The sequence below is a fragment of the Cellulosimicrobium sp. 72-3 genome (genome assembly GCF_013127315.1).
In the GTDB taxonomy this organism is placed as follows: domain Bacteria; phylum Actinomycetota; class Actinomycetes; order Actinomycetales; family Cellulomonadaceae; genus Cellulosimicrobium; species Cellulosimicrobium funkei.
The window spans coordinates 3,416,840-3,438,648 of sequence record NZ_CP053419.1 but is presented as its reverse complement, the minus strand read 5'-3'; the positions used below and the strand labels follow the sequence as shown (position 1 = coordinate 3,438,648).

Genomic DNA, 21,809 nt, shown 5'->3' with positions numbered 1-21,809 from the left:
CGGTCGCTCGGGACTCCGCACGGGTCGAGGCTCGGGGGGTCGGGATGCGGGTCACGTGCACTCCAGGGCTGCAAGAAGGGGGACGGGATTCCGCGCCCAGCCTAGTGCGTCGGGAGGGCGAGGGCGGCCGGAACGGCCGGCTCGCGACCGTGGCGTGAGCGGCGTCACGTGGCTCCGGGCGTGCCGGGAGGGTGGTCGTCGCGCGAGGTGAAGGTCCTGAAAGGGCCCGCGGGGCGCTCGCCAGGGGCCGGTGGGGCCCCTCCTCGAGATTCGTCAGGCGCGCTGACACGGCTCTGACCTGGGCGAACGTGCTGGTGACGGGCTTGTCAAGGGGCGCAGGGGCTCGGATTTCCGCCCTTCCGCGTGGTAAGGTGGACCACCGCGAAAGGGGACATCTGCAGATGACGTTCACAGTAGGCGAGACCGTTGTCTACCCGCACCACGGAGCCGCACTGATCGAGGAGATCAAGACGCGCACCATCCGCGGAGAGGACAAGATCTACCTCAAGCTCAAGGTCGCGCAGGGCGACCTGACCATCGAAGTCCCAGCCGAGAACGTCGACCTCGTCGGCGTGCGTGACGTCGTCGGCCAGGAGGGTCTCGACCGCGTGTTCGAGGTGCTTCGTGCACCCTACACCGAGGAGCCGACCAACTGGTCGCGCCGGTACAAGGCGAACCTCGAGAAGCTCGCGTCGGGCGACGTGATCAAGGTCGCCGAGGTCGTGCGCGACCTCTCCCGCCGCGACGCCGACCGCGGTCTGTCCGCCGGCGAGAAGCGCATGCTCTCGAAGGCACGGCAGATCCTCGTCTCGGAGCTCGCGCTGGCCGAGCACACCGAGGAGGACAAGGCCGAGGCGATCCTCGACGAGGTGCTCGCCTCCTGACGTCGCGGGCCGCGGCCCGCGCAGTCAGCGCCACAGACCACCGGGGAGGGCGCCGTCCGTACGGACGGCGCCCTCCCCGTCGTCGTGCCCGGTAGCGTGTGCGCGTGCCGACTCTCGCCGTCCTCACCGCCGCAGGCTCCGGGACCCGCCTCGGGCTGGACCTGCCCAAGGCCCTCGTCGAGCTCGACGGCCTCCCGCTCGTGGCGCACGCCGCCCGACGGCTGTGCGCGTCCGGGGTCGTGGACGCGCTCGTCGTGACCGCGCCGCCCGGGCTGCGCGACCACGTCGCGACGCTCCTGGCCGACGACCCCGCGGTCGACCGGCCGGTCCGGGTGGTCGAGGGCGCGGGGACCCGCCAGGCCTCCGTGGCGGCCGGTCTCCGGGCCGGCCGCGACCTCTCGGAGGGCGACGTGCCCGCCGACGTCGTGCTCGTCCACGACGCCGCACGGCCCCTCGCGCCGCCGTCGCTGGTCCGCCGCGTCGTCGCGGCCGTGCGCGCGGGCCACGGGGCCGTCGTGCCGGGGCTCCCCGTCACGGACACGATCAAGCGCGTGGCGCCCGCGGGCGCGGGAGACGCGTCCGGTGCGGAGCCCGTCGTCGAGACGGTCGACCGGAGCGCGCTGCGCGCCGTCCAGACCCCGCAGGGGTTCGACGGCGAGCTCCTGGCCCGCGCGCACGCGGCAGCGGCGCACCGCGCGGACGACGAGTCCGTCGCCGCGACCGACGACGCCGGGCTGGTCGAGGCGCTGGGCGTCCCGGTCCACGTGGTGCCCGGCGACGCCGCGGCGGCCAAGATCACCACCGCGCACGACCTCCGGGTCGCGGCGCTCACGCTCCGGGAGGACCGATGACCACCCCTGCAGGCTCCACCGGGACACCGGCCGAGACGCCCACCACCGCACCGGCCGCCGCGGGCCCCGTCCCGGCGCTCCCGCGCACGGGCATCGGGGTGGACGTCCACGCCTTCGCGACCGAGGGCGAGGATCGAGCGCTGTGGCTGGGCGGTCTGCACTGGCCGGGCGAGCGCGGGCTCGCCGGGCACTCCGACGCCGACGTCGCGGCGCACGCCGCCGCGGACGCGCTGTTCTCGGCCACCGGCCTGGGCGATCTCGGTTCGAACTTCGGCACGAGCGCGCCCGAGTGGGCGGGCGCGAGCGGTGCGAGCCTGCTCGCGGAGGCCGCGCGCCGGGTGCGGGCCGCGGGGTTCGCGATCGGGAACGTGGCCGTCCAAGTGATCGGCAACCGGCCGCGCCTCGGACCGCGCCGCGCGGAGGCGGAGGCGGCGCTCGGGGCGGCCGCGGGCGCCCCGGTGACCCTCACGGCGACCACGACCGACGGGCTGGGCCTCACCGGGCGCGGCGAGGGCGTCGCGGCGGTCGCCACGGCCCTCGTGGTCCGGGTCGCGCCGCCCGCCTGACGTCAGCCCGCGGGCGCGACCTGGACGCTCTCGAGGATCGCGCGCGCCTGCGCGGCGCCGTCGGCGTCGTCGACGGCGTACGACGCCGTGAGGTCGACGACCCACGCGTCCGGCCCGTCGCCCGTCCGCACGGCCACGATCTCCTGCGCGACGGCGGTGCCCGCGGCGCCGTACGTCCCGGCCACGCGGTAGGCGGGCAGCCCGGCGAGGGTCGTGGGGCCCTGCCCGTCGGGATCGGGCACCCAGCCGGGGATCGAGGCGACCGCCGCCGTCGTCGCGGCGCCCGCCTCGTCGACGGTCTGCGCCGACTGCTTGCCGGTGACGACGACGTTCGCCCGGAAGTCCTCGGAACCCGTGCCGCTCGGCGCGCGCAGCAGGAACGCGCCGTCGCGCGTGCCGCGCTCCCAGTCCGGGGGCGCGGTCACCTGGACCGGGATCTCGGGGACGTCGTGCACGACCGGCTCCGTGCCGCCGGCGGCGTCCTCAGGCCCGCCGCAGGCCGCGAGGGCGAGCGCGACGGCCGCCGTGAGGGCGAGCGTCCAGGGGGAGCGGGGCAGGCGCGGTCGGGGCACGGGAGTCCTTCGTCGGGGGTGGGGGCCGGGGCTGGTCCGGCTCGTCATTCTCGCCCGCTCCCGTCCGGCGTGCCAGGCCCGCCACCTGCCTCTACGATCGCTGGAAGCGCATCGATGTGTTTGACTTTCCCAAGAACGACACATGGGATGAATCGCACATGAACCGAATGTCCGTCGAGGAACGCCGAGCCCAGCTCGTCGACGCCGCGATGACCATCGCCGTCCGCGAGGGCGTCGAGGCCGTGACCATCCGCGGCGTCGCGGCCGAGGCCGGGGTCTCGCTCGGCGTCGTGCACTACTGCTTCGAGGACAAGGACGAGCTCCTCCAGGCGATGGGCAACAGCCTTGCGCTCGTGGCCTCCGAGCCCGTCCGGTCCGCGCTCGACGTCGACGGCGACGTCGTGGCGCTCGCCCACGCCGCCGCCGACGGCCTGTGGAGCGGGCTGACGCCGCGTCGTCACATGCGGCTCCTCACGTTCGAGTTCGCGACGGCGGGCGTGCGCAGCCGCGCGCTGCGCTCCGTCGCGCACACGCACCTCGAGCAGACCTGGGCGATGACGCGCGGGTTCCTCGAGAACGTGGCCGAGCGGGGGAACGTCAGCTACACGATGGACATGGGGTTCCTGTCCCGGGTCGTCGCGGGGTACATCGACGGGATCGAGATCGCGTGGCTCGTCGAGCAGGACGACGAGACGGCGGTCCGCAGCTTCCACGCGCTCGCGGAGTACGTGCTGTCGATGATGGTGCGCCCCGACGGCTCGCCGGTGCGGGAGCACGGTCCCGAGCCCGTCCCCTGACGGGCGGACGACGTCCCGTCCCCTGACGGGTCCGGGACGTCGCCGGTCAGCGCCGCGCGGCCGGGGCCGGGCCGAGCACGCGGTCGGTGTAGCCGTTCGCGAACACGCCCTCGGGGTCCGTCGCGTCGCGGACGGCGACGGCGTCGTCGAACCGCGGGTAGAGCTCCCGGAACCGGTCCGCCGCCAGGCCGTGCATCTTGCCCCAGTGCGGGCGGCCACCCACCTCGGCGACGATGCGCTCGACGGCGTCGAAGTACCGCTCGTGCGGCAGGCGCGCGTACTGGTGCACGGCGACGTAGGCGGTCTCGCGCCCGTGGGCCGTGGAGAGCCACACGTCGTCGGGCGCCGCGAACCGGACCTCGACGGGGAACGGCACGTGCTCGCCGGACAGGTCGAGCCACGCGTCGATGCTCGACAGCACGTCGACGAGGTGCTCGCGCGGCACGGCGTACTCCATCTCGCGGAACCGGACGCGGCGCGACGTGACGAACACGTGGTGCGACGGCGCGACGTACGTACGCGGCGCGAGCGCCCGCGCGGAGACCGCGTTGAGGCGCGGCGTGACGCGCGGGACCGCGGTCGCGAGCCGGTTCACGAGCTCGAACGCGCCGTTCGACAGGAGCTCCTCGTCGACCCACGTGCGCGCCCGCGCGACCGGCCCGGGGCCCGTGGTGCGAAGCCGCTCGAGCTCGACGGCCTCCTCGTCGGGCGCGAGGCGGTTGTTGCGCTTGGTCAGCGCCCGGCGGGTGTGGGGGAACCAGTAGAACTCGAAGTGGTCGTTGCCGCCGACGAGCCCGTCGGGGTCGTCGGGCGTGCCGAGCCGCTCGAGCACGCGGTCGAGCGGCCACGGCTCCTCCTGCGCGCGCAGGAGGAACGCCGGGACCACCTCGAGCGTCACGGCGGACAGGATGCCCGTGACCCCCAGCCCGAGCCGGCTGACCTCGAACAGGCCCGGCTCGTGCTCGGGCGACGCCTCGCGCACCTCGCCGTCGGCCCCCACGACGCGGACGCCGCGCACCTGCGTCGCGAGACCGCCGAGGCGTGCCCCGGTGCCGTGGGTGCCCGTCGAGATCGCGCCCGCGACCGACTGCCGGTCGATGTCCCCGAGGTTGCGCATCGCGAGCCCCGCGGCGGCGAGCGCCTCGTTGAGCCGGTGCAGGCGGATGCCGGCCCCGACGGTCACGAGGATCGCGTCGCCGTCGGTGCCGTCCGCCCCGCCGCGCGCGATGCGCTCGACGAGGCTGAGCCGGTCGAGGTCGAGCAGGAGGCCGTCCGTCACGGCGGCCGGGGTGAACGAGTGCCCGGCACCCACCGCGCGGACGGGCAGGCCCTCCGCCGCGGCGCGGGCGACGAGGCCGCCCAGCTCCGCCTCGTCGCGCGGCGAGGCCCGACGGCGCGGCGTCGCGGAGGCCGTGCGGGCCCAGTTGGTCCAGGAGAGGGCGTCGTCGCTGCTCACAGGTCGTACTGTCTCACGCCCGGCGGGTGGCGTACGTTCTCCCCATGACGACCCACACGGCACCGGGGGCGGACCAGGGCGCGGGCCCGCAGGACGGTGACGAGCGGGGCGCGACGCCGTCGCTCCTGGCCCGCCTGACCCGCGCGACCGCGACGCTCGACGGCCCGCTCGCCGTCGTCGACCTCGACCGGTTCGACGCCAACGCCGACGAGCTGCTCGCGCGCGCGGGCGGCGTCCCCGTGCGGGTCGCGTCGAAGTCCGTGCGGGTGCGCTCGCTCGTCGCGCGCGCGGGCGAGCGGGGCTTCCAGGGCGTCATGGCGTACTCGGTGCGCGAGGCGCTGTGGCTCGTCGAGTCGGGCGTCCGCGACGTCCTCGTGGGCTACCCGTCGGTCGACCGCGGGGCGCTCGCGGCGCTCGCCCGCCACGAGGCCGGCCGGCGCGAGGTCACGCTCATGGTCGACGACGCCGCGCACCTGGAGCTCGTGCGCCACGCGCTCGCCGAGACCGGCACCGGGGACGAGCCGCCCGTGCGGGTGTGCCTCGACGTGGACGCGTCGCTGCGCGTGGGCCTCGGTCTCGTGACGGTCCACCTGGGCACGCGCCGCTCGCCCCTGCACGGTGCGCGCGACGTCGCGTCGCTCGCCGCCCGGGTCGTCTCGACGCCCGGTCTCGCGCTGCGGGGCCTCATGTTCTACGAGGCGCAGGTCGCCGGGATGCCGGACTCCAGCCTCGCCGTCCGCGCGGTCAAGCGGCTCTCGGTGCTCGAGCTCGGCGAGCGGCGCGGCGAGGTCGTCGCGGCGGTGCGGGACGTCGTCGGGCACGACCTCGAGCTCGTGAACTCGGGCGGCACGGGGTCCCTCGAGACGTCGTCCGCCGACGCGGTCGTGACCGAGGTGACGGCCGGGTCGGGCCTGTACGTCCCGGGCCTGTTCGACGAGTACCGCGCGTTCCGGCCCCGGCCGTCGGCGTTCTTCGGCCTCGACGTCGTGCGCGTCCCGGGCCCGGGCTGGGCGACGGCGTTCGGCGGCGGGTACGTCGCGTCCGGCCCGGCGACCCGCAGCCGTCTGCCGCGCGTCGTGACGCCGGGCTGGTCGCTCACGGGCCGCGAGGGCGCGGGCGAGGTGCAGACGCCGCTGCACCGGTCGCGCGGCGCCGCCGGGGCGCCCGACCTGGGCGTAGGAGACCGCGTCTGGTTCCGCCACGGGAAGGCCGGCGAGGCCATGGAGCGGTTCGACCGCGTGCACCTCGTGCGCGGTGACGAGGTGGTCGACGTCGTCCCGACGTACCGCGGGGAGGGCAAGAGCTTCGGCTGACGCGGCGGGGACGGGCCGGCCGTCGCCCCGGCGTCGCTTCGGCCGCGACGGTGCGTCCCCGGTACCCTTGCGGCGTGACCCTTCGCCTGTTCGACACCGCCACGCGGGACGTGCGCGACTTCGTCCCCCTGACCCCGGGCGAGGTCGGCATCTACCTGTGCGGCGCCACCGTCCAGGCCGCCCCCCACATCGGGCACATGCGCTCGGCCGTCGCGTTCGACGTGCTCGTGCGCTGGCTCCGGCGCGGCGGCGCGCGGGTGACGCTCATCCGCAACGTCACCGACATCGACGACAAGATCCTCGCGAAGTCCGCCGACGCGGGCGAGCCCTGGTGGGCCTGGGCCGCGACGTACGAGCGCGCGTTCACCGCCGCGTACGATGCCCTGGGCGTGCTGCCCCCCACGTACGAGCCGCGCGCGACGGGCCACGTCCCGGACATGGTCGAGCTCATGCAGCGCCTCGTCGAGCGCGGTCACGCCTACACCACGGGCCCCGGCGACGTGTGGTTCGACGTGCGGTCCTGGCCCGAGTACGGCGCGCTCACCAACCAGCGCCTCGAGGACCTCAACCCCGTGCCCGACGACGTCCCCGCCGACGCCGAGGAGGCCGCCGCCAAGCGCGACCCGCGCGACTTCGCGCTCTGGAAGGCCCCCAAGCCGGGCGAGCCGGAGACCGCGTCGTGGGACACGCCGTTCGGGCGCGGCCGTCCGGGCTGGCACCTCGAGTGCTCCGCCATGGCGCGCCGCTACCTCGGCGACACGTTCGACCTCCACGGGGGCGGCCTCGACCTGCGCTTCCCCCACCACGAGAACGAGCAGGCCCAGTCGCGCGCCGCGGGCTACGGGTTCGCGCAGCACTGGCTGCACAGCGCGTGGGTCACGCAGGGCGGCGCCAAGATGAGCAAGTCGCTCGGCAACGGGCTGCTCGTGCGCGAGGTCCTCGCGACCACGAGCCCCGCCGTGCTGCGCTACGCGCTCGCGTCCGTGCAGTACCGCTCGATGCTCGAGTGGACGCCCGCCACGGTCGTCGAGGCCGAGGCGACGTGGGAGCGGCTGGCGGGCTTCGTCGAGCGGGCGACCGAGCGGGTGGGCGAGGTCGACGACGTGCGCGACGCCGAGCTCCCGACCGCCTTCACCGCGGCGATGGACGACGACCTCAACGTGCCGGCGGCGCTGGCCGTCGTGCACGAGCACCTGCGCGCGGGCAACGCGGCGCTCGCGGACCGGACGACGGCCGCGGACGCCGTCGCGCGCCACCACCTCGTGGCGGTGCGCGCGATGCTCGACGTGCTCGGGCTCGACCCGGGCGACGCGCAGTGGGCCGACCGCGGCGACTCGCGCTACGCGGCGGTGCTCGACGCCGTCGTGGGCGCGGAGCTCGCGGCGCGGGCCGAGGCGCGCGCGTCGCGGGACTTCGCGACGGCCGACGCGATCCGCGACCGGCTCGCCGCGGCAGGCGTCGCGGTCGAGGACTCGGCCGACGGCGCGCGCTGGACCCTCGCCTGACGCCCACCGGACGACGGCCGGGAGCCACCCGCCGGCGCACGAGACAGAGCTCCGGTAGCACGAGATAGAGCTCCGGTAACGCGAGGTAGAGCTCTGGTAGCGCGCGGGAGAACCCTGGTGACGACCACGGTTCCCCCTCGGCGGGGTGTCTGGGGGACACTGGACCCAGGAGCGAGACACGCACGCCGGGCGCCGAACCCGACGTGGACTGACCTGAACTGACCTGAACGACGACACGATCGGTGCACCATGGCTGGCAACTCACAACGACGCGGCGCGACCCGCAAGCCCGGAAGCAAGAAGGGCGCGACCGTCGGCTCGGGCGGGCAGCGGCGCAAGGGCCTCGAGGGCCGCGGGCCGACCCCGAAGGCCGAGGACCGCGTCTACCACGCGGCGCACAAGCGCAAGGTGGCCGACGAGAAGCGCGCGACCGGGCGCGGCGGCCCGGCGCGCGGCACCGAGCGTGCCGGCACGTCGCGCGGCGGGGCCTCGCGCGGTGGCGGCCCCAAGGGCCGCGGGTCGGTCCAGGAGGTCGTCGCGGGTCGCAACTCGGTCCTGGAGGCGCTGCGCGCGCGCATCCCCGTCGAGGTGGTCTACCTCGCGTCGCGCCTCGACGCCGACGACCGCACGCGCGAGATCGTCGACATCGTCGCGGGCCGCGGCTACGACCTCCTCGAGGTGGGCAAGCCCGAGCTCGACCGTCTCACCGACGGGGCCGTGCACCAGGGCGTCGCGATCAAGGTCCCGCCGTACGAGTACGCGGACGTCGACGACCTGCTCGACGCCGCCGAGGAGTCGGGGCGGCCGCCGCTCGTCGTCGCGCTCGACGGCGTCACGGACCCGCGCAACCTCGGCGCGGTGCTCCGCTCCGCGGGCGCGTTCGGCGCGCACGGCGTCCTCGTGCCCGAGCGCCGCGCCGCGGGCGTCACCGCGTCCGCGTGGAAGGTCTCGGCGGGTGCCGCCGCGCGCGTCCCGGTCGCCCGGGCGACCAACCTCGTGCGCGCGCTCGGTGAGCTGAAGAAGGCGGGGTGCTTCGTCGTCGGGCTCGACGCGGGCGGCACCACGGCGATCGGCGACCTCGAGCTCGCGACCGAGCCGCTCGTCGTCGTCGCGGGGTCGGAGGGCAAGGGCCTGTCCCGCCTCGTGCGCGAGGCGTGCGACGTCGTCGCGTCCATCCCCATCGGGTCGGACACGGAGTCGCTCAACGCCGCCGTCGCGACGGGCATCTCGCTCTACGAGGTCGCGCGCCTGCGGCGCGAGGCCTGACGCCGGCGCGCCCGGCAGCACTCACCGTCACGCGTCGCCCCGCCGGTCCTCGGACGGCGGGGCGACGCGCGTCCGTCAGCCGTAGTACTCGGGGTCCTTCTCGCCCGGCGCGAGGCCGAGGATCGCCTTCTCGTCCGGGCGGTGGCGCAGGACGTTCTCCACGTACGAGTGCGTCGCCTCCGCCATCGGCACGTCGCGACCGGCGCGCTCCGAGATGAACCAGCGGTGGTCGAGGATCTCGTGGAAGAGCTGCGCCGGCTCGAGCTTGCGGCGCAGGTTCCGCGGCACGGCCTGGATCGTGGGCTCGAACACGCCGCTCAGCCAGTCGTGCGCGACGAACTCCTCGTCGTCGTTCTGCCGCTCGGCCGCCGCGCGGAACGAGTCCAGGTCGTTGAGCAGACGGCGGGCCTGGTTCTCCTGCACGTCGAGGCCGGTGAGGCGCAGCAGGCGTCGCGAGTGGTGCCCCGCGTCCACGACCTTCGGCTGGATCTGCACGGTCGTGCCGTCGATGTCGGTCGTGATCGCGAGCTCGTCGACGTCGAAGCCGAGGTTGTTGAGGTGCTCGATGCGGGCCGCGACGCGCCACCGCTCGTTCGCGTCGAACGACTCGGACGTCGTCAGCGCCTCCCACAGCTCCTCGTAGCGCGCGACGAGCGCGTCGCCGATCGCGACCTCGTCCACGTCCTCGTCGAGCAGCTCGCCGGCGGCGAGGTCCATGAGCTCGCCGATGATGTTCGTGCGCGCGAGGTCGACGTCGTACGAGCGCTGGCCGGGGGAGAGCTCGCGGTGCAGGTCGCCCGTCTCGGCGTCCACGAGGAAGGCGGCGAACGTCTCCGCGTCGCGCCGGAACAGCGTGTTCGACAGCGACACGTCTCCCCAGTAGAAGCCCACGAGGTGCAGGCGCACGAGCAGGACGGCGAGCGCGTCGATGAGGCGCGTGGCCGTGTCGGGGCGCAGCGACTGGCTGAACAACGCGCGGTAGGGGAGCGAGAACTGCAGGTGCTCGGTGATGAGCACGGCCTCTAGCCGCTCGCCGTTCGCGTCCTGGCGCCCGGTGATGACGCCCACCGGGACGACGCTCGGCACCTCGAGCCGGCGGAGCTGCCGGAGCAGCTCGTACTCGCGGTACGCGACCGTCTCGCCGATCTCCTTGATCGCGATCACCCGCCCGGAGAGGCGGACGAACCGCACGATGTGCCGCGAGATGCCGCGGGGGAGGGCGGCGAGCGTCTCCGCCGGCCACTCCTCGAGCGGGACGTCCCAGGGCAGGTCGAGGAGCGCCGGGTCGGGGGCCGACGCGGTGATCTGCAGGTTGTGCACCGTCACGGGTCCATTGTCCATGGTCGTGGGGCCCGGGCGGGGCCGGCCCGACCCGTGAGGTCGGACCCGCCCCGCGAGGAGGTAGGGAGGGTCAGGCGCAGGCGACCGCGTCGTGGTCGACCTCGACCGTCGAGGTGACGTCCTCGCCGTCGATCGTCGCGGTGCCGGTGACGGTCACCGTCCCGCTCTCGACGGAGGCGGAGCGCACCGCGAACGACTGGTACGCGTTCGCGCCCGGGGCGACGTCGGCCACCTCGCGGGTGCCGTACGGCGTCGCGAGCGTCACGTCGACGGGCTGGTCCTCGCCGTTCGCGGCGCGGACGGCGACGTACGCCTGGCCGGCGAGGCAGCGGGCCTGCACCTCGACGTCGAGGTCGAGCTGCCCGGCCGGTGCGCCGTAGACCTCGAGCTCGTAGAGGGAGAAGCCCCACTGCGTCGCGCGCTCGGTGAGGTAGAGCCGCACGTGCCGGCCCGTCCCGGTGATCTCCAGGTCGTCGAACCCGCCGTCACCGTCCGTGACGGTGCGGACCGTGGTCCAGGTCTCGCCGTCGGGCGACGTCTGGACCTCGTAGCCCGCCCCGTACGCCGTCTCCCAGTCGACGACGACGCGGCTCAGGTCGTAGCTCGCGCCGAGGTCCACCGCGATCCACTCGGGCTCGCTCCACGCGCTGCTCCAGCGGGTCCCGGCGTTGCCGTCGACCGCCTTCTCGGGCTCGTGGCCGGCCTCGTCGATGCTGGAGGCCGTCACGGGCCGGCCCAGGGCGAGCGAGTCCTCGTCCTCCTCGCCGCCCCCGTCGTCGGACCGGAAGCAGCGCAGGTACTGGTAGGACTCCGCGGAGGTCTCGAACGACGGTGCCCAGTCCCACTCGTAGGTGAAGTACTCGACGTAGGGCTCGGCCGCGGCGATGATCGCCGGGAGGTCGAGCTCGCCGCGGCCGAGCGCGACCTGCCGCATGTCGCCCGGCGCGTCGACGTTCACGGCGTCCTTGATGTGGAGCAGCTCGATGCGGTCCCCGTGCTCCTCGATCCACGCCGGGACGTCGAGGCCCGCGTCGGCGGCCCAGCCGACGTCGAGCTCGAACGTGACGTAGCGCGGGTCGGTGTTCTCCTCGATGACCTCCCACGCGCTGACCGTCTCACCCGTCTCCGGGTGGGTGTACCGCGTGGTGAACTCGCTCTGGTGGTTGTGCAGCACGATCTTGTTCGCGCCGTTCTCGTGCGCGTACTGTCCGAGCTCGTTCACGTACGCCGCGGTGGCGACCGCCTCGTCGTAGGTGCCGTAGCCGCCCGCCATGCCGCCGGTCCCGATGTAGTCCTGGCCCAGCGCGACGGCGTACGCGACCGTCTCGGGCCACGTGGCCCGGTCCGTGCTGCCGTGGCTCGACGACACCTGGAGGCCGTGCCGGTCGAGGATCGCCCGGTAGTCGTCGACGGGCATCGCGTAGGGCTGGTTGTACGGCTCGACGTTCGTGAACCCGGCCGCGGCCACCTCGCCGAGCACGCGGTCGAGGGTCTCCGGTGACGGCGTCCCCGAGCCGCCGAGCTCGCCCACGTGCGTGTAGAGCTGGATCGAGATCTTGGCGTCGGGGAGGCCGTCGTCCGCGTCGCACGTGACGGCGGCGGTGGTCGACGGACCCGAGGACGGCGCGGGCCCGACGGGCGCTGCGACGGCCGGCGCGGCGGCGAGCGCGGTCGCGACGAGCGCGCCGGTGGCCAGCGCCGCGCCGAGGCGCCGGGCGCGCGGGGAGGGGGTCGGGATCTGCATGAGGCTCCAATTGACAGCGTTGTCGATTTGGGTGACGAACAGACGACTTTTGGCGTCGTGTGTGCAAAAGCAGTCTTGAGGTCCCCCATGACCCTGTCAAGGGCACGGACCCGGCGGGTCGGCGAGAGGGCGTGCCTCGCCGTCGCGAGCCCGGAACGCCGCAGGGCGGGCCCCCCGACCGGGAGGACCCGCCCTGCGGCGGTGGTGCGAGGTGTCAGCTGATGCGCTGACCCGAGGCGGCACCGAAGACGTGCGACTGACCCGGGCGGATCGTCACGTAGATGCGCTCGCCCTTGGCCGGGACGTTGCGCGGGTCGACGCGGACGATGACCTGGTTGTCGCCGGCGCCCGAGTGGACGTCGGCCTGCGAGGCCAGGTCACCCTTGAGCGTGCCGTAGACGAACGCGTCGGAGCCGAGCTCCTCGACGATGTTGACCTCGACCGGGAACGCAGCCTCGTTGGCCTGCGACACGACGTCGAGGGCCTCGGGACGGAAGCCGATCGTCACCTTGCCGTTGTCGGCCTCGGTGATCTTGGCGGCCGTCTCGCGCTCGAGCGCGATGCGCGCGGGGCCGACCTCGGCGACGCCGTTGCTGACCGCGAACGTGCCGATGTTCATCGCCGGCGAGCCGATGAAGCCCGCGACGAAGACGTTGGCCGGCGTGTCGTACATCTCGCGCGGCGTGCCGACCTGCTGGAGCAGACCGTCCTTGAGGACCGCGATGCGGTCGCCCATGGTGAGGGCCTCGGTCTGGTCGTGCGTGACGTAGACCGTCGTGACACCGAGGCGGCGCTGGAGCGACGCGATCTGGGTGCGCGTCTGGACGCGGAGCTTGGCGTCGAGGTTCGACAGCGGCTCGTCCATGAGGAACACCTGCGGCTGACGGACGATCGCACGGCCCATCGCGACGCGCTGACGCTGACCACCGGAGAGCGCCTTCGGCTTGCGGTCGAGGTACTCGGTGAGGTCGAGGATCTTCGCGGCCTCCTCGACGCGCTGGCGGATCTCCGCCTTCGGCGTGCCGGCGATCTTCAGCGCGAAGCCCATGTTGTCCGCGACGGACATGTGCGGGTACAGCGCGTAGTTCTGGAACACCATCGCGATGTCGCGGTCCTTCGGCTGGACGTCCGTGACGTCGCGGTCGCCGATGTAGATGTGTCCGCCGTTGACGTCCTCGAGGCCTGCGAGCATGCGGAGCGAGGTCGACTTGCCGCAGCCCGAGGGGCCGACGAGGACGAGGAACTCGCCGTCCTCGATGTGCAGGTTGAGCTGGTCCACGGCAGGACGCTCGGTCCCGGGGTAGACGCGGGTTGCGTGGTCGTAGGTGACCGTAGCCATGACTGGTACATCCCTCCACCGGCAGGTACGTGCCGGACGATCCGTTGTGCAGTGACGTGCCACGTCGACGTAGCTGTTCGCGATGGCGGACGAGCGTGTCTTCGACGACACAGAAGAAGTCGGACCCCCTCCGGAACGGGCAGGGGACCCGACGTCATCGTGACCCGATCCTACTCCCGGTCCTGAGTGCTTCGTCACAGCGTCGGTCACGATCCGGTAGCGGTTCGGTGCGGGCAGCAGGGTCCGCCGGGCGCGCGCCCGGCGGACCCTGCCCGGGGTCAGGCCTCCTGGCGCTCCAGGAGGTCGGCGAGGAGGTCGAGCACTGCGGCGAGCCCGTCGGCGTCGGGCACGCGCTGGGCGGCGAGCGTGTCGCCGTCGCCCACCTTGACGCCCAGGTCGCCCGGGCCGAGCACGGCGAACGCCGTCTCGTCGGTCGTGTCGTCGCCCGCGTAGAGTACGCGCGTGCGCGCGTCGGGGCACCCGGCGTCCTGCCCGACGACGTCCCGCAGCCGGTCCACCGCCTCGCCCTTCGACGTCTCGACGACCGCGACCTCGACGACGTCCTTCCCGTGCATCGCGTGCAGCCCGAGCCGCGCGGCCACCGCGTCGGCCAGGTGCTCGGCGGCCTGCGTGTCCGCCGCCGAGGCGAGCCGCGTGTGCAGGACGGCGGCGCTCGGCTTCTCCTGCACCCACGCGCCCTCCCGCCCCGCGACGGCCTCGGCCATGCCCGTGCGCAGGGCGGCGAGGTGGTCGGCCTGCTCCGGCGTGAGGTCGAGCGGGACGGCGTCGAGCCCGTCCTCGGTCACGTGCCCGGTCTCGGCGCCGTGGCTGCCCACGAGGTACGTGCCGACGGGCGGCTCGCTGCGCTCGGCGAGGTCCGCGAGGTTGCGGCCCGAGACGAGGGCGAGGCGCGTCGTCGTGCCGACGAGCGCGGCGGCCAGCCGGTCGACGGCGGCCCGGGCGGACGGCGCCATGCGCGCGGCGAGCGGGTCGTCGACGAGCGGCGAGAGCGTGCCGTCGAAGTCGAGCGCGACGAGCCGCGCGGCGGGTGGGCCGTCCGCGTCCGCCGCGAAGGCGCGCACGGCGTCGGCGACCGGCCCGGGCACGGGCGCGGGGTGGTGCGTCGCGGTCACGCGCCCTGCTCCGCGGGCTCGTCGGCGCCCTGGCGGGCGTCCTGCGGCGCACCCGGCTCGTCGTCCTCCGGGCGGCGGCGCGGCACGCGGGACGGCATCGCCGTGAGGACGCCGAGGAACGACTCCGACCACCGTGCGACGTCGTCGGTGAGGACCTTGCGACGCAGCCGGCGCATGCGCTTGCGCTGCTCGCGGTGGTCCATGTGCGCGGCCGCGACGATGATGTCCTTCATCCCGTCGATGTCGTGCGGGTTCACGAGGAGCGCGCCGGACGAGAGCTCGTCGGCGGCGCCCGTGAACTCGGAGAGCACGAGCACCCCGCGGTCGTCCGAGCGGGCCGCGACGTACTCCTTCGCGACGAGGTTCATGCCGTCGCGCAGCGCCGTGACGAGCATGACGTCGGCCGCGAGGTACAGCGCGGCCATCTCCTCGGGCGGGTAGGAGTGGTGCAGGTAGTGGATCGCGGCGTGCCCGATCTCCGCGTACTCGCCGTTGATCCGCCCGACCGCGCCCTCGACGTGCTCGCGCAGCTCCTGGTAGGCGTCGACGTTCTCGCGGCTCGGGCTCGCGACCTGGACGAGCGTGGCGTGCTCGACGTCGAGGCGGCCGTCCTGCAGCAGCTCGCCGTACGCCTTGATGCGGTGCCGGATGCCCTTGGTGTAGTCGAGGCGGTCGACGCCGAGCATCATGATGTCCGGGTCGCCGAGGTCCGCGCGGATCTCGCGCGAGCGCTGCTGGACCTCGGGCGTGCGGGCGAGCTCGTCGAACCGGCGCGAGTCAATCGAGATGGGGAACGCGGCGGCGCGGACGTGGCGGTCGCGCCCGTCCTCGCCCGGGACCGTGATGATCGGCCCGCGCGTCGTGTGGGCGCGCAGCCGTCGCACCGCACGGATGAAGTTCGCGGCGTCGCCCGCGCGCTGGAAGCCCACGAGGTCCGCGCCCAGCAGGCCGTCGATCACCTGGCGGCGCCACGGCAGCTGCTGGAACAGCTCGAGCGGGGGGAACGGGATGTGGTTGAAGAACCCGATCCGCACGTCCGGGCGCTGGGCGCGGATCATCTGCGGCACGAGCTGGAGCTGGTAGTCGTGCACCCAGACGACGGCGCCCGGCGCCGCCTGCGCGACGGCGGCGTCGGCGAAGCGCTGGTTGACGCGGCGGTACGCGTCCCACCACGTGCGGTGGTACGTGGGCGGCGAGATGACGTCGTGGTAGAGCGGCCAGAGCGTGTCGTTCGAGAAGCCCTCGTAGTACCGCTCGATCTCGTCGGCCGAGAGCGTCACGGGCACGAGGCGCATCTCGTCGGCGTCGAACGGCTCGCTCGCCAGGTCGGGCGCGCCGGACCAGCCGACCCAGGCGCCGTCGGACGCCTGCATGACGGGCTCGAGCGCCGTGACCAGGCCTCCGGGCGACCGCTTCCACTCGATCTCACCGCCGGGGCCGACCGTGAAGTCCACGGGCAGCCGGTTGGCCACCACGACGAGATCGAATCCCTCTTTGCCTGTCAATGGACCTCTCCTTGAGCTTCGATGAATCGCGCCTGGGCGGCCCAGGGTAGTCCGCTCGTCGGGCGCATGGACGGGTCGTCCGGTGCCGGTCACATGCCGGACGCCGCCCCGGGCCGGGTCGCCCACCGGGCCCGTCGGGGCCGCACCCTCCAGCGCCGGCCCGTCCACTGCGGCTACCTTGTCACCATGGAGGAGCCCACGCAGCGCGTCGAGGCGCGGAACGTCGCCGGGGGGCCGTCGCGCGGACCCGCCCCCGGCAGCGAGGTCGGGGGCTACCACATCGGTGCGCGGCTCGGGTCCGGCGCCATGGGCACCGTCCACAGCGCGCACGACGGCGGCGGCAACCTCGTCGCGATCAAGCTCCTGCACGCGCACGTCGACCTCGACGCCGCCGCGCAGGGCCGCGAACGGCTGCGTCGCGAGGCCCGCGCCCTCCAGCGCCTGCGGCACCCCGCCGTCGCGCAAATCCTCGACGTGGAGCTCGACGGCCCGGACGCGTTCATCGTCACCGAGCTCGTCGACGGGCCCACCCTCGAGGACGAGATCGCCGAGGGCGGGCCGCTCGACGCCTGGGACCTCTACGAGCTCGCCGACCAGCTCGCCGCCGCGCTCGAGGCCGTGCACGCGGCCGGCGTCGTGCACCGCGACCTCAAGCCGAGCAACGTCATGGTGTCCTCCCGAGGCCCGGTGCTCATCGACTTCGGCATCGCCCAGGGGCTCGAGGACGCGCGCGTCACGTCCACGGGCCTCGTCATGGGCACCCCGGGGTACCTGGCGCCCGAGCTGCTCGAGGGTGCGGCCCCCAGCGTGGACACCGACTGGTGGGGGTGGGCTGCCCTGCTCGCCTACGCGGCGACCGGTCGGGCGCCGTTCGGCGTGCGCCCGACGGACGTCGTGCTCGCCCGCGCGCGCAGCGGACGCCCCGACCTCGCCGGCCTGGGGCCCGTGACCGCGCACGCGATCGGTCGTGCGCTGCACGCCGACCCGGCGCAGCGCCTCGGGCCGACCGAGGTCGTGGCCGCCCTGCGGCACGCGGCCGACACCGGCGACGCCGCGCCCGCGACCCAGGTGGTCGCGCCGCCCACCGGACCGACGCAGGTGGTGCCGCCCGTCGCCGTCGTGCCGGGCGGCACGGGGGCCCAGGCGTGGACCGGCGCGTCCGCGTGGACCGGCCAGGCCCAGGTCGTGCCGCCGCCCCTGCCGACGTCGCAGGCGCAGGTCAACGACGGCCGCACGATGGCCGTCCCGGTCGGCCACGACCTCATGGACGACCTCGGCGCCCCGCCCCTCGGCGAGGACGGTGAACCGCTCTACGTGCGCCCCGTGCCCGCCGCCCGGCGCACCGCGCTGCTCCTGCTCGCCGTGCCGCTCGTGCTGCTCGGCGCGACGTACCCGGGCGTGGCGTTCGTCGTGCTGTCGGTGCTCGTCGCGCTCGCGCGCGTCGTCGGCGTGACGACCGAGTCGCTGCACGCGCGGCGCGAGCGCCGCGGCGTCTCGTCCCGGGACACGGTGCGCGCGGTCGCGGCGTCGCCCTGGTACGTCGTGCGCGCGCTCGCCGGCGCGCTCCCGTCCCTCCTCGTCGCGGCGTGCGCCGCGGTGCTCGTCGTCGTGGCCGGCTGGTGGCTCCTCGAGTCCGACCGCTGGGTCGTCGTCGAGGGCCCCGACGGCGGCAACGCGCCCGTCGTGACGACCGTCCTGCTGTGCCTCGCGGCGGTCGCGGCGGTGACCCTGGCCTGGGTCGGGCCGCTGACCCACCTCACGCGGTACGGGACCCGGACCGCCCTGGCGCGGCTCGCGCCCGGACGCACCGGGACGCTCGTCCTCGTCGGCCTCGGTCTCGTGCTCACGGTCGTGTCCCTCGTGCTCCTCGCGGGGGACCCGGGCGTGACCTGGTGGCCGTTCCCCGGCCCGCCGTCGCTGCGCTGAGACGGCACCGGCCCTTCCCAGCCCCCTACCAGCCCGCACGCGTAGGATGGGCGCCGTGCTCCGGACGACGGTGCCGCGCGCCCTGTCGCGCGGCGTGACGCGCACGTCCGTCGTGCCCGCAGCCGGCCGTCTGCTCGGCCCCGCGCTCCTGCTCCTCACCCTCCTCGCCGCCGTCGTGACGCACCTCGCCGACCGCGGGTACGCCGTCGTGCACCAGTGCGTGACGGTGCCGGGGGTCTGGGGCGCCGCCGGTATGCATCTCGCGCTCGTCCACGAGGCGCCGGACTGCCCGTCGGGCACCGCGCTCGGGGGTGACCCGGCCGCCATGGTCACCGTCGTGGGCGCGCTCGCGCTGCCCGTCGTCGTGGCCCACGTGGCAGCGGCCGCCGTCGCGTGGGGCCTGTCGGCCTGGGCGCGGCGCGCGCACGAGCGCTCCCGCGCCGTCGTGACCGTGGCCGGGCGCTCGCTGCGTGCCGTGCTCCGGGGGGCGCTGCGCCCCGTGGGGTCGCTCGTCGGGGCCGCGCGCCGCGTCGTGCGCCCGGTGCCCGACGCCGTCCCCACCGCGCTGCACCACCTCGCCGACGCGGTGGTGCGCACCCGGCGCGGGCCTCCGCAGGTCGCGCTCGTCTGACGACGCCGTCGGACGCACGGCCCGCGCGACCCCGTCCGCGCGCACCCTGACACATCCCCAGCTCTCGGCACTCCCTCGGAGGACGACCATGCCCAGCAACGAAACCCAGACCAAGGCCCAGCGCCGCGAGGCCGCGCGCGCGGAGGCGCTCGCGCTGCGCGAGGCGCAGGCCAAGCGCGACAAGCGCAACCGTCTCATCACGATCGGAGCGCTCGTCGCGGGCGTCCTCGTCCTCGTCGGCGTGTTCCTCGCCGTGTGGATCCCGGCCATGAACGACCGGAACAAGACGATCGACGCGGTCGCGGCGGGCAACCTCGCCGACGTCACGAGCCCGGCCACGAGCGACGCCGAGGACGGCGGCATCCCGATCGGCGCGGACGGCGCTGCCGGGACCCAGAACGAGGGCGCCGTCGAGGTCGGGGTCTACCTCGACTACATGTGCCCCATCTGCGGCCAGTTCGAGGAGACGAACGGCGCGACGCTCGACCAGCTCCGCGAGTCCGGTGACGTGACCGTCGTGCTGCACCCGATCTCGATCCTCGACCGCGTCGCGCAGTCGCAGCAGTTCTCGACCCGCTCCGCCGCCGCGGCGGCCTGGGTCGCCGACCGTGCGCCCGAGTCGATGAACGACTTCAACACCGCGATGTTCCAGAACCAGCCCGCCGAGGGCAGCGAGACGCTGACCGACGCGCAGATCGCCGACATCGCCGAGCAGGCGGGCGTGCCGGCCGACGTCGCCGCCGGCATCGAGGACGGGACCGCCGTCGAGACGTTCGGCGACTGGGTCGCGACGGCGTCGAGCCTGGTGAACCAGGACACGTCGCTGCACGGCGAGCGCGGGTTCGGCACGCCGACGATCACGATCAACGGCGAGCGGTGGGACGGCAACTGGAGCGACCCGAACGCGCTCCCGCAGGCCGTCACCGCCGCCCAGGGCTGACCGGCACGTCGTCGGTGTCCTGACCCGCGCCGCCCGCGCCGCCCGCGCCGTGACCGGCGCGGGCCGCCGACCGGGGCGCGCCGGGCGAGCAGGTAGTCTGTTCGCTCGCCCGGCAGCCCCGGGAACGCCGCCTTAGCTCAGCCGGTAGAGCACTCGCCTTGTAAGCGAACGGTCGTCGGTTCGAATCCGACAGGCGGCTCCACCACGACGCCCCCGGCTCCACGGAGCCGGGGGCGTCGTCGTGCCGGTGCGCACCGCGGGGTCAGCAGTCGGTCGGCAGTCGCTGCCCGGATCGGTGGTGGCGCGAGCCGATCTCGGCAGGTGCTGCCGAGGTCGCCCGCGCTCAGCGGTCGGCGAGCGGGACGGGCAGGAGCTCGGGCGCCTTGGGGAGCCGCCCGTCGCCCGACGACGTCCCGCGCAGCCGCCGCTGCGCCCACGGCACGACGTGCGTGCGCACCCACTGCGCGTTCTGCCGCGCGCGGTCGAGAGCCGGCGCGGGCGGGAGGGGAGCCAGCGGGTCGTCCCACGCGGCGTCGTCGGGCGCCTGGCCGAGCGCGACGAGCGCCGCCTGCGCGACCCGCGCGTGCCCCGCGGGCGTCAGGTGGATGCGGTCCTCCGACCACACGCGCCAGTCCTGGAGCGCGCGCATGCCCCACAGGTCCAGCACGTACGCGCCCTGGCGGCGCGCGATCGACCAGATGTGGGCGTTGTACACGCCGACGCGCGGGCGCGTGAGGCCGACGAGCGGCGACTGCGAGGCGTCGAAGCCGGTCGCCATGAGCACGTCGATCCCCGCGCCGCGCAGGCGCGAGACCGCGTGCTCGAGGTTGCGCGCGAGGCGGTCGACGTCGGCGTTCGGCCGCAGGATGTCGTTGCCGCCGCCGATGACGCTCACGAGGTCCGGCCGGAGCTCGAGCGCCGCCGGCACCTGCTCCGTGAGGATCGAGCGCAGCTTGCGTCCGCGGATGGCGAGGTTCGCGTACCGCAGCGGGTCCTCGCCGGCGGCGACGCGCCGGGTCGCGAGGTGCTGGGCGAGGAGGTCGGCCCATCCTCGCTGGTGGTCCTCCTCGCCGGGATACGGGTCCCACAGCCCTTCGGTGAACGAGTCGCCGATCGCGACGTAGCTCGTCCAGCGCGGAGCGGGGTCGTCGGGTCGGCGTGCGTCGGCGGTGTCACCGGCCAGGGGAGTGGTCGTCGGGTTCTGCGTCGTCACCCGCCCCATTCTGCTCCTGCGGGGCGGCGTGCCGTCGACCCGGCGATCCTGGCGGGTCGAGCAGGTGGTTCTGGCGCGTCACGCGGCGCGGACGAGCCAGGACCACCTGCTCGGCGGAGACGGGGGGCGGGCGGAGGTCAGGTGGTGGGGAGGGTCCAGTCGACGGGGGCGGCGCCCTGGGCGAGGAGGAGCTCGTTGACCCGCGAGAACGGGCGCGACCCGAAGAACCCGCGGCGCGCGGAGAGCGGGCTCGGGTGGGCGCTCGCGACGACGGGGGTGTCGCCGAGCATCGGGCGCAGGGTCGCGGCGTCGCGACCCCAGAGGATCGCGACGAGCGGGGCGTCGCGCGCGACGAGCGCCCGGATCGCCGCCTCGGTGACGGCCTCCCAGCCCTGGCCGCGGTGGGACCCGGGCTCGCCCGGCCGGACCGTGAGCACCCTGTTGAGGAGCATGACGCCCTGGTCGCTCCACGCGGACAGGTCGCCGTTCGCGGGCGTCGGGGCGCCGACGTCGTCCGCGAGCTCGGCGAAGATGTTCTGGAGCGAGCGGGGCACGGGGCGCACGTGCGGCTGCACGGAGAACGACAGCCCCATCGGGTGCCCGGGCGTGGGGTACGGGTCCTGCCCGACGACGAGCACCCGCACCTCGGCCAGGGGGCGCGAGAACGCGTTGAGGATGGCCGACGGCGCGGGGAGGTACTCCCGTCCGGCCGCCACCTCGGCGCGCAGGAAGTCGCCGAGCGCGTGCAGCTGCGGCTCGACGGGCGCGAGGGCCTCGGCCCAGTCGGGCGCCATGATGCTCGCGAGGGCCGGGCGGGGGTCGGCCGT

Annotated in this window: 19 protein-coding genes and 1 tRNA gene; 11 read left to right on the top strand and 9 right to left on the bottom strand. The window is 74.8% G+C overall.

The annotated features are described in order from the left end of the window. Positions 1-401 precede the first annotated feature (401 nt). The 3 genes from HKK73_RS15345 to ispF all read left to right on the top strand — a co-directional run bounded on the left by HKK73_RS15345 (position 402) and on the right by ispF (position 2,301). Complete coding sequence (locus HKK73_RS15345) at positions 402-884, top strand: CarD family transcriptional regulator (protein WP_031315710.1); 483 nt, start codon at positions 402-404, stop codon at positions 882-884. Positions 885-988: 104 nt separating this feature from the next. Next, positions 989-1,735, top strand: a complete 747-nt coding sequence (gene ispD, locus HKK73_RS15340; RefSeq protein ID WP_137281514.1) for a 2-C-methyl-D-erythritol 4-phosphate cytidylyltransferase — start codon at positions 989-991, stop codon at positions 1,733-1,735. Beyond that, entirely contained in the window at positions 1,732-2,301 is a 570-nt protein-coding gene (ispF, locus tag HKK73_RS15335; RefSeq protein ID WP_137281513.1) for a 2-C-methyl-D-erythritol 2,4-cyclodiphosphate synthase, read from the top strand. The genes ispD and ispF overlap by 4 nt, the downstream gene beginning before the upstream one ends. Before the next feature lie 2 nt (positions 2,302-2,303). On the opposite strand, the gene HKK73_RS15330 is transcribed toward ispF, so the two are convergent. Then, on the bottom strand, positions 2,304-2,873 hold the full coding sequence (locus HKK73_RS15330; protein ID WP_170982204.1) for an LpqN/LpqT family lipoprotein: 570 nt from the start codon (positions 2,871-2,873) through the stop codon (positions 2,304-2,306). 158 nt (positions 2,874-3,031) lie between these two features. Between HKK73_RS15330 and HKK73_RS18950 the strand changes: the two genes are divergently transcribed. After that, a complete protein-coding gene (locus HKK73_RS18950; RefSeq protein ID WP_044144577.1) occupies positions 3,032-3,670 on the top strand; it encodes a TetR/AcrR family transcriptional regulator in 639 nt (212 codons plus the stop codon). A gap of 46 nt (positions 3,671-3,716) precedes the next feature. Here HKK73_RS18950 and HKK73_RS15320 read toward each other — a convergent pair whose 3' ends face one another. Continuing rightward, positions 3,717-5,126: a D-arabinono-1,4-lactone oxidase gene (locus HKK73_RS15320; RefSeq protein ID WP_171468327.1), complete on the bottom strand. Its 1,410-nt coding sequence runs from the start codon at positions 5,124-5,126 to the stop codon at positions 3,717-3,719. Positions 5,127-5,170: 44 nt separating this feature from the next. Between HKK73_RS15320 and HKK73_RS15315 the strand changes: the two genes are divergently transcribed. The 3 genes from HKK73_RS15315 (at position 5,171) to rlmB (ending at position 9,210) form a co-directional block, all read left to right on the top strand. Next, positions 5,171-6,439, top strand: coding sequence for an alanine racemase (locus HKK73_RS15315; protein WP_081895924.1), 1,269 nt, complete (start codon positions 5,171-5,173; stop codon positions 6,437-6,439). A 74-nt stretch (positions 6,440-6,513) separates the two neighbouring features. Next, complete coding sequence (gene cysS / locus HKK73_RS15310; RefSeq protein ID WP_061269066.1) at positions 6,514-7,944, top strand: cysteine--tRNA ligase; 1,431 nt, start codon at positions 6,514-6,516, stop codon at positions 7,942-7,944. Positions 7,945-8,193: 249 nt separating this feature from the next. Then, entirely contained in the window at positions 8,194-9,210 is a 1,017-nt protein-coding gene (rlmB, locus tag HKK73_RS15305; RefSeq protein WP_034654007.1) for a 23S rRNA (guanosine(2251)-2'-O)-methyltransferase RlmB, read from the top strand. A gap of 75 nt (positions 9,211-9,285) precedes the next feature. Here the strand turns inward: rlmB and HKK73_RS15300 are convergent, their stop codons facing one another. The 5 genes from HKK73_RS15300 to HKK73_RS15280 all read right to left on the bottom strand — a co-directional run bounded on the left by HKK73_RS15300 (position 9,286) and on the right by HKK73_RS15280 (position 16,242). After that, complete coding sequence (locus tag HKK73_RS15300; protein ID WP_171468326.1) at positions 9,286-10,551, bottom strand: DUF4032 domain-containing protein; 1,266 nt, start codon at positions 10,549-10,551, stop codon at positions 9,286-9,288. Positions 10,552-10,621: 70 nt separating this feature from the next. Next, positions 10,622-12,295, bottom strand: a complete 1,674-nt coding sequence (locus HKK73_RS15295) for a discoidin domain-containing protein (RefSeq protein WP_171468325.1) — start codon at positions 12,293-12,295, stop codon at positions 10,622-10,624. Positions 12,296-12,509: 214 nt separating this feature from the next. Next, positions 12,510-13,634, bottom strand: coding sequence for an ABC transporter ATP-binding protein (locus HKK73_RS15290; RefSeq protein ID WP_043660349.1), 1,125 nt, complete (start codon positions 13,632-13,634; stop codon positions 12,510-12,512). Between the two features lie 278 nt (positions 13,635-13,912). Then, positions 13,913-14,767, bottom strand: a complete 855-nt coding sequence (otsB, locus tag HKK73_RS15285) for a trehalose-phosphatase (RefSeq protein WP_216607998.1) — start codon at positions 14,765-14,767, stop codon at positions 13,913-13,915. Next, positions 14,764-16,242 (bottom strand): trehalose-6-phosphate synthase, encoded by a 1,479-nt coding sequence (locus tag HKK73_RS15280; RefSeq protein WP_232322710.1) that lies wholly within the window; start codon positions 16,240-16,242, stop codon positions 14,764-14,766. The genes otsB and HKK73_RS15280 overlap by 4 nt, the downstream gene beginning before the upstream one ends. A gap of 216 nt (positions 16,243-16,458) precedes the next feature. Between HKK73_RS15280 and HKK73_RS15275 the strand changes: the two genes are divergently transcribed. From HKK73_RS15275 to HKK73_RS15260, 4 genes are all read left to right on the top strand, one after another. Beyond that, positions 16,459-18,198, top strand: coding sequence for a serine/threonine-protein kinase (locus HKK73_RS15275; protein WP_171468324.1), 1,740 nt, complete (start codon positions 16,459-16,461; stop codon positions 18,196-18,198). A gap of 55 nt (positions 18,199-18,253) precedes the next feature. After that, the gene (locus tag HKK73_RS15270) at positions 18,254-18,829 is read left to right on the top strand and encodes a hypothetical protein (RefSeq protein WP_074808210.1); all 576 of its coding nucleotides are present in this window, start codon (positions 18,254-18,256) and stop codon (positions 18,827-18,829) included. An 88-nt stretch (positions 18,830-18,917) separates the two neighbouring features. Then, entirely contained in the window at positions 18,918-19,769 is an 852-nt protein-coding gene (locus HKK73_RS15265) for a DsbA family protein (RefSeq protein WP_171468323.1), read from the top strand. Between the two features lie 126 nt (positions 19,770-19,895). After that, positions 19,896-19,971, top strand: a tRNA-Thr gene (locus HKK73_RS15260). A 141-nt stretch (positions 19,972-20,112) separates the two neighbouring features. On the opposite strand, the gene HKK73_RS15255 is transcribed toward HKK73_RS15260, so the two are convergent. Both HKK73_RS15255 and HKK73_RS15250 read right to left on the bottom strand, forming a co-directional pair. Further along, positions 20,113-20,991, bottom strand: coding sequence for an SGNH/GDSL hydrolase family protein (locus HKK73_RS15255; protein WP_083711973.1), 879 nt, complete (start codon positions 20,989-20,991; stop codon positions 20,113-20,115). A gap of 128 nt (positions 20,992-21,119) precedes the next feature. After that, complete coding sequence (locus HKK73_RS15250) at positions 21,120-21,779, bottom strand: uracil-DNA glycosylase (protein WP_256380374.1); 660 nt, start codon at positions 21,777-21,779, stop codon at positions 21,120-21,122. Positions 21,780-21,809 lie beyond the last annotated feature (30 nt).

Excerpts from the sequence above, each read along its gene's own strand:
- HKK73_RS15345 (WP_031315710.1), top strand. The coding sequence starts at position 402 with ATGACGTTCACAGTAGGCGAGACCGTTGTCTACCCGCACCACGGAGCC.
- ispF (WP_137281513.1), top strand. The coding sequence starts at position 1,732 with ATGACCACCCCTGCAGGCTCCACCGGGACACCGGCCGAGACGCCCACC.
- HKK73_RS18950 (WP_044144577.1), top strand. The coding sequence starts at position 3,032 with ATGAACCGAATGTCCGTCGAGGAACGCCGAGCCCAGCTCGTCGACGCC.
- HKK73_RS15315 (WP_081895924.1), top strand. The coding sequence starts at position 5,171 with ATGACGACCCACACGGCACCGGGGGCGGACCAGGGCGCGGGCCCGCAG.
- rlmB (WP_034654007.1), top strand. The coding sequence starts at position 8,194 with ATGGCTGGCAACTCACAACGACGCGGCGCGACCCGCAAGCCCGGAAGC.
- HKK73_RS15300 (WP_171468326.1), bottom strand. The coding sequence starts at position 10,551 with ATGGACAATGGACCCGTGACGGTGCACAACCTGCAGATCACCGCGTCG.
- HKK73_RS15295 (WP_171468325.1), bottom strand. The coding sequence starts at position 12,295 with ATGCAGATCCCGACCCCCTCCCCGCGCGCCCGGCGCCTCGGCGCGGCG.
- HKK73_RS15290 (WP_043660349.1), bottom strand. The coding sequence starts at position 13,634 with ATGGCTACGGTCACCTACGACCACGCAACCCGCGTCTACCCCGGGACC.
- HKK73_RS15275 (WP_171468324.1), top strand. The coding sequence starts at position 16,459 with ATGGAGGAGCCCACGCAGCGCGTCGAGGCGCGGAACGTCGCCGGGGGG.
- HKK73_RS15265 (WP_171468323.1), top strand. The coding sequence starts at position 18,918 with ATGCCCAGCAACGAAACCCAGACCAAGGCCCAGCGCCGCGAGGCCGCG.
- HKK73_RS15255 (WP_083711973.1), bottom strand. The coding sequence starts at position 20,991 with ATGGGGCGGGTGACGACGCAGAACCCGACGACCACTCCCCTGGCCGGT.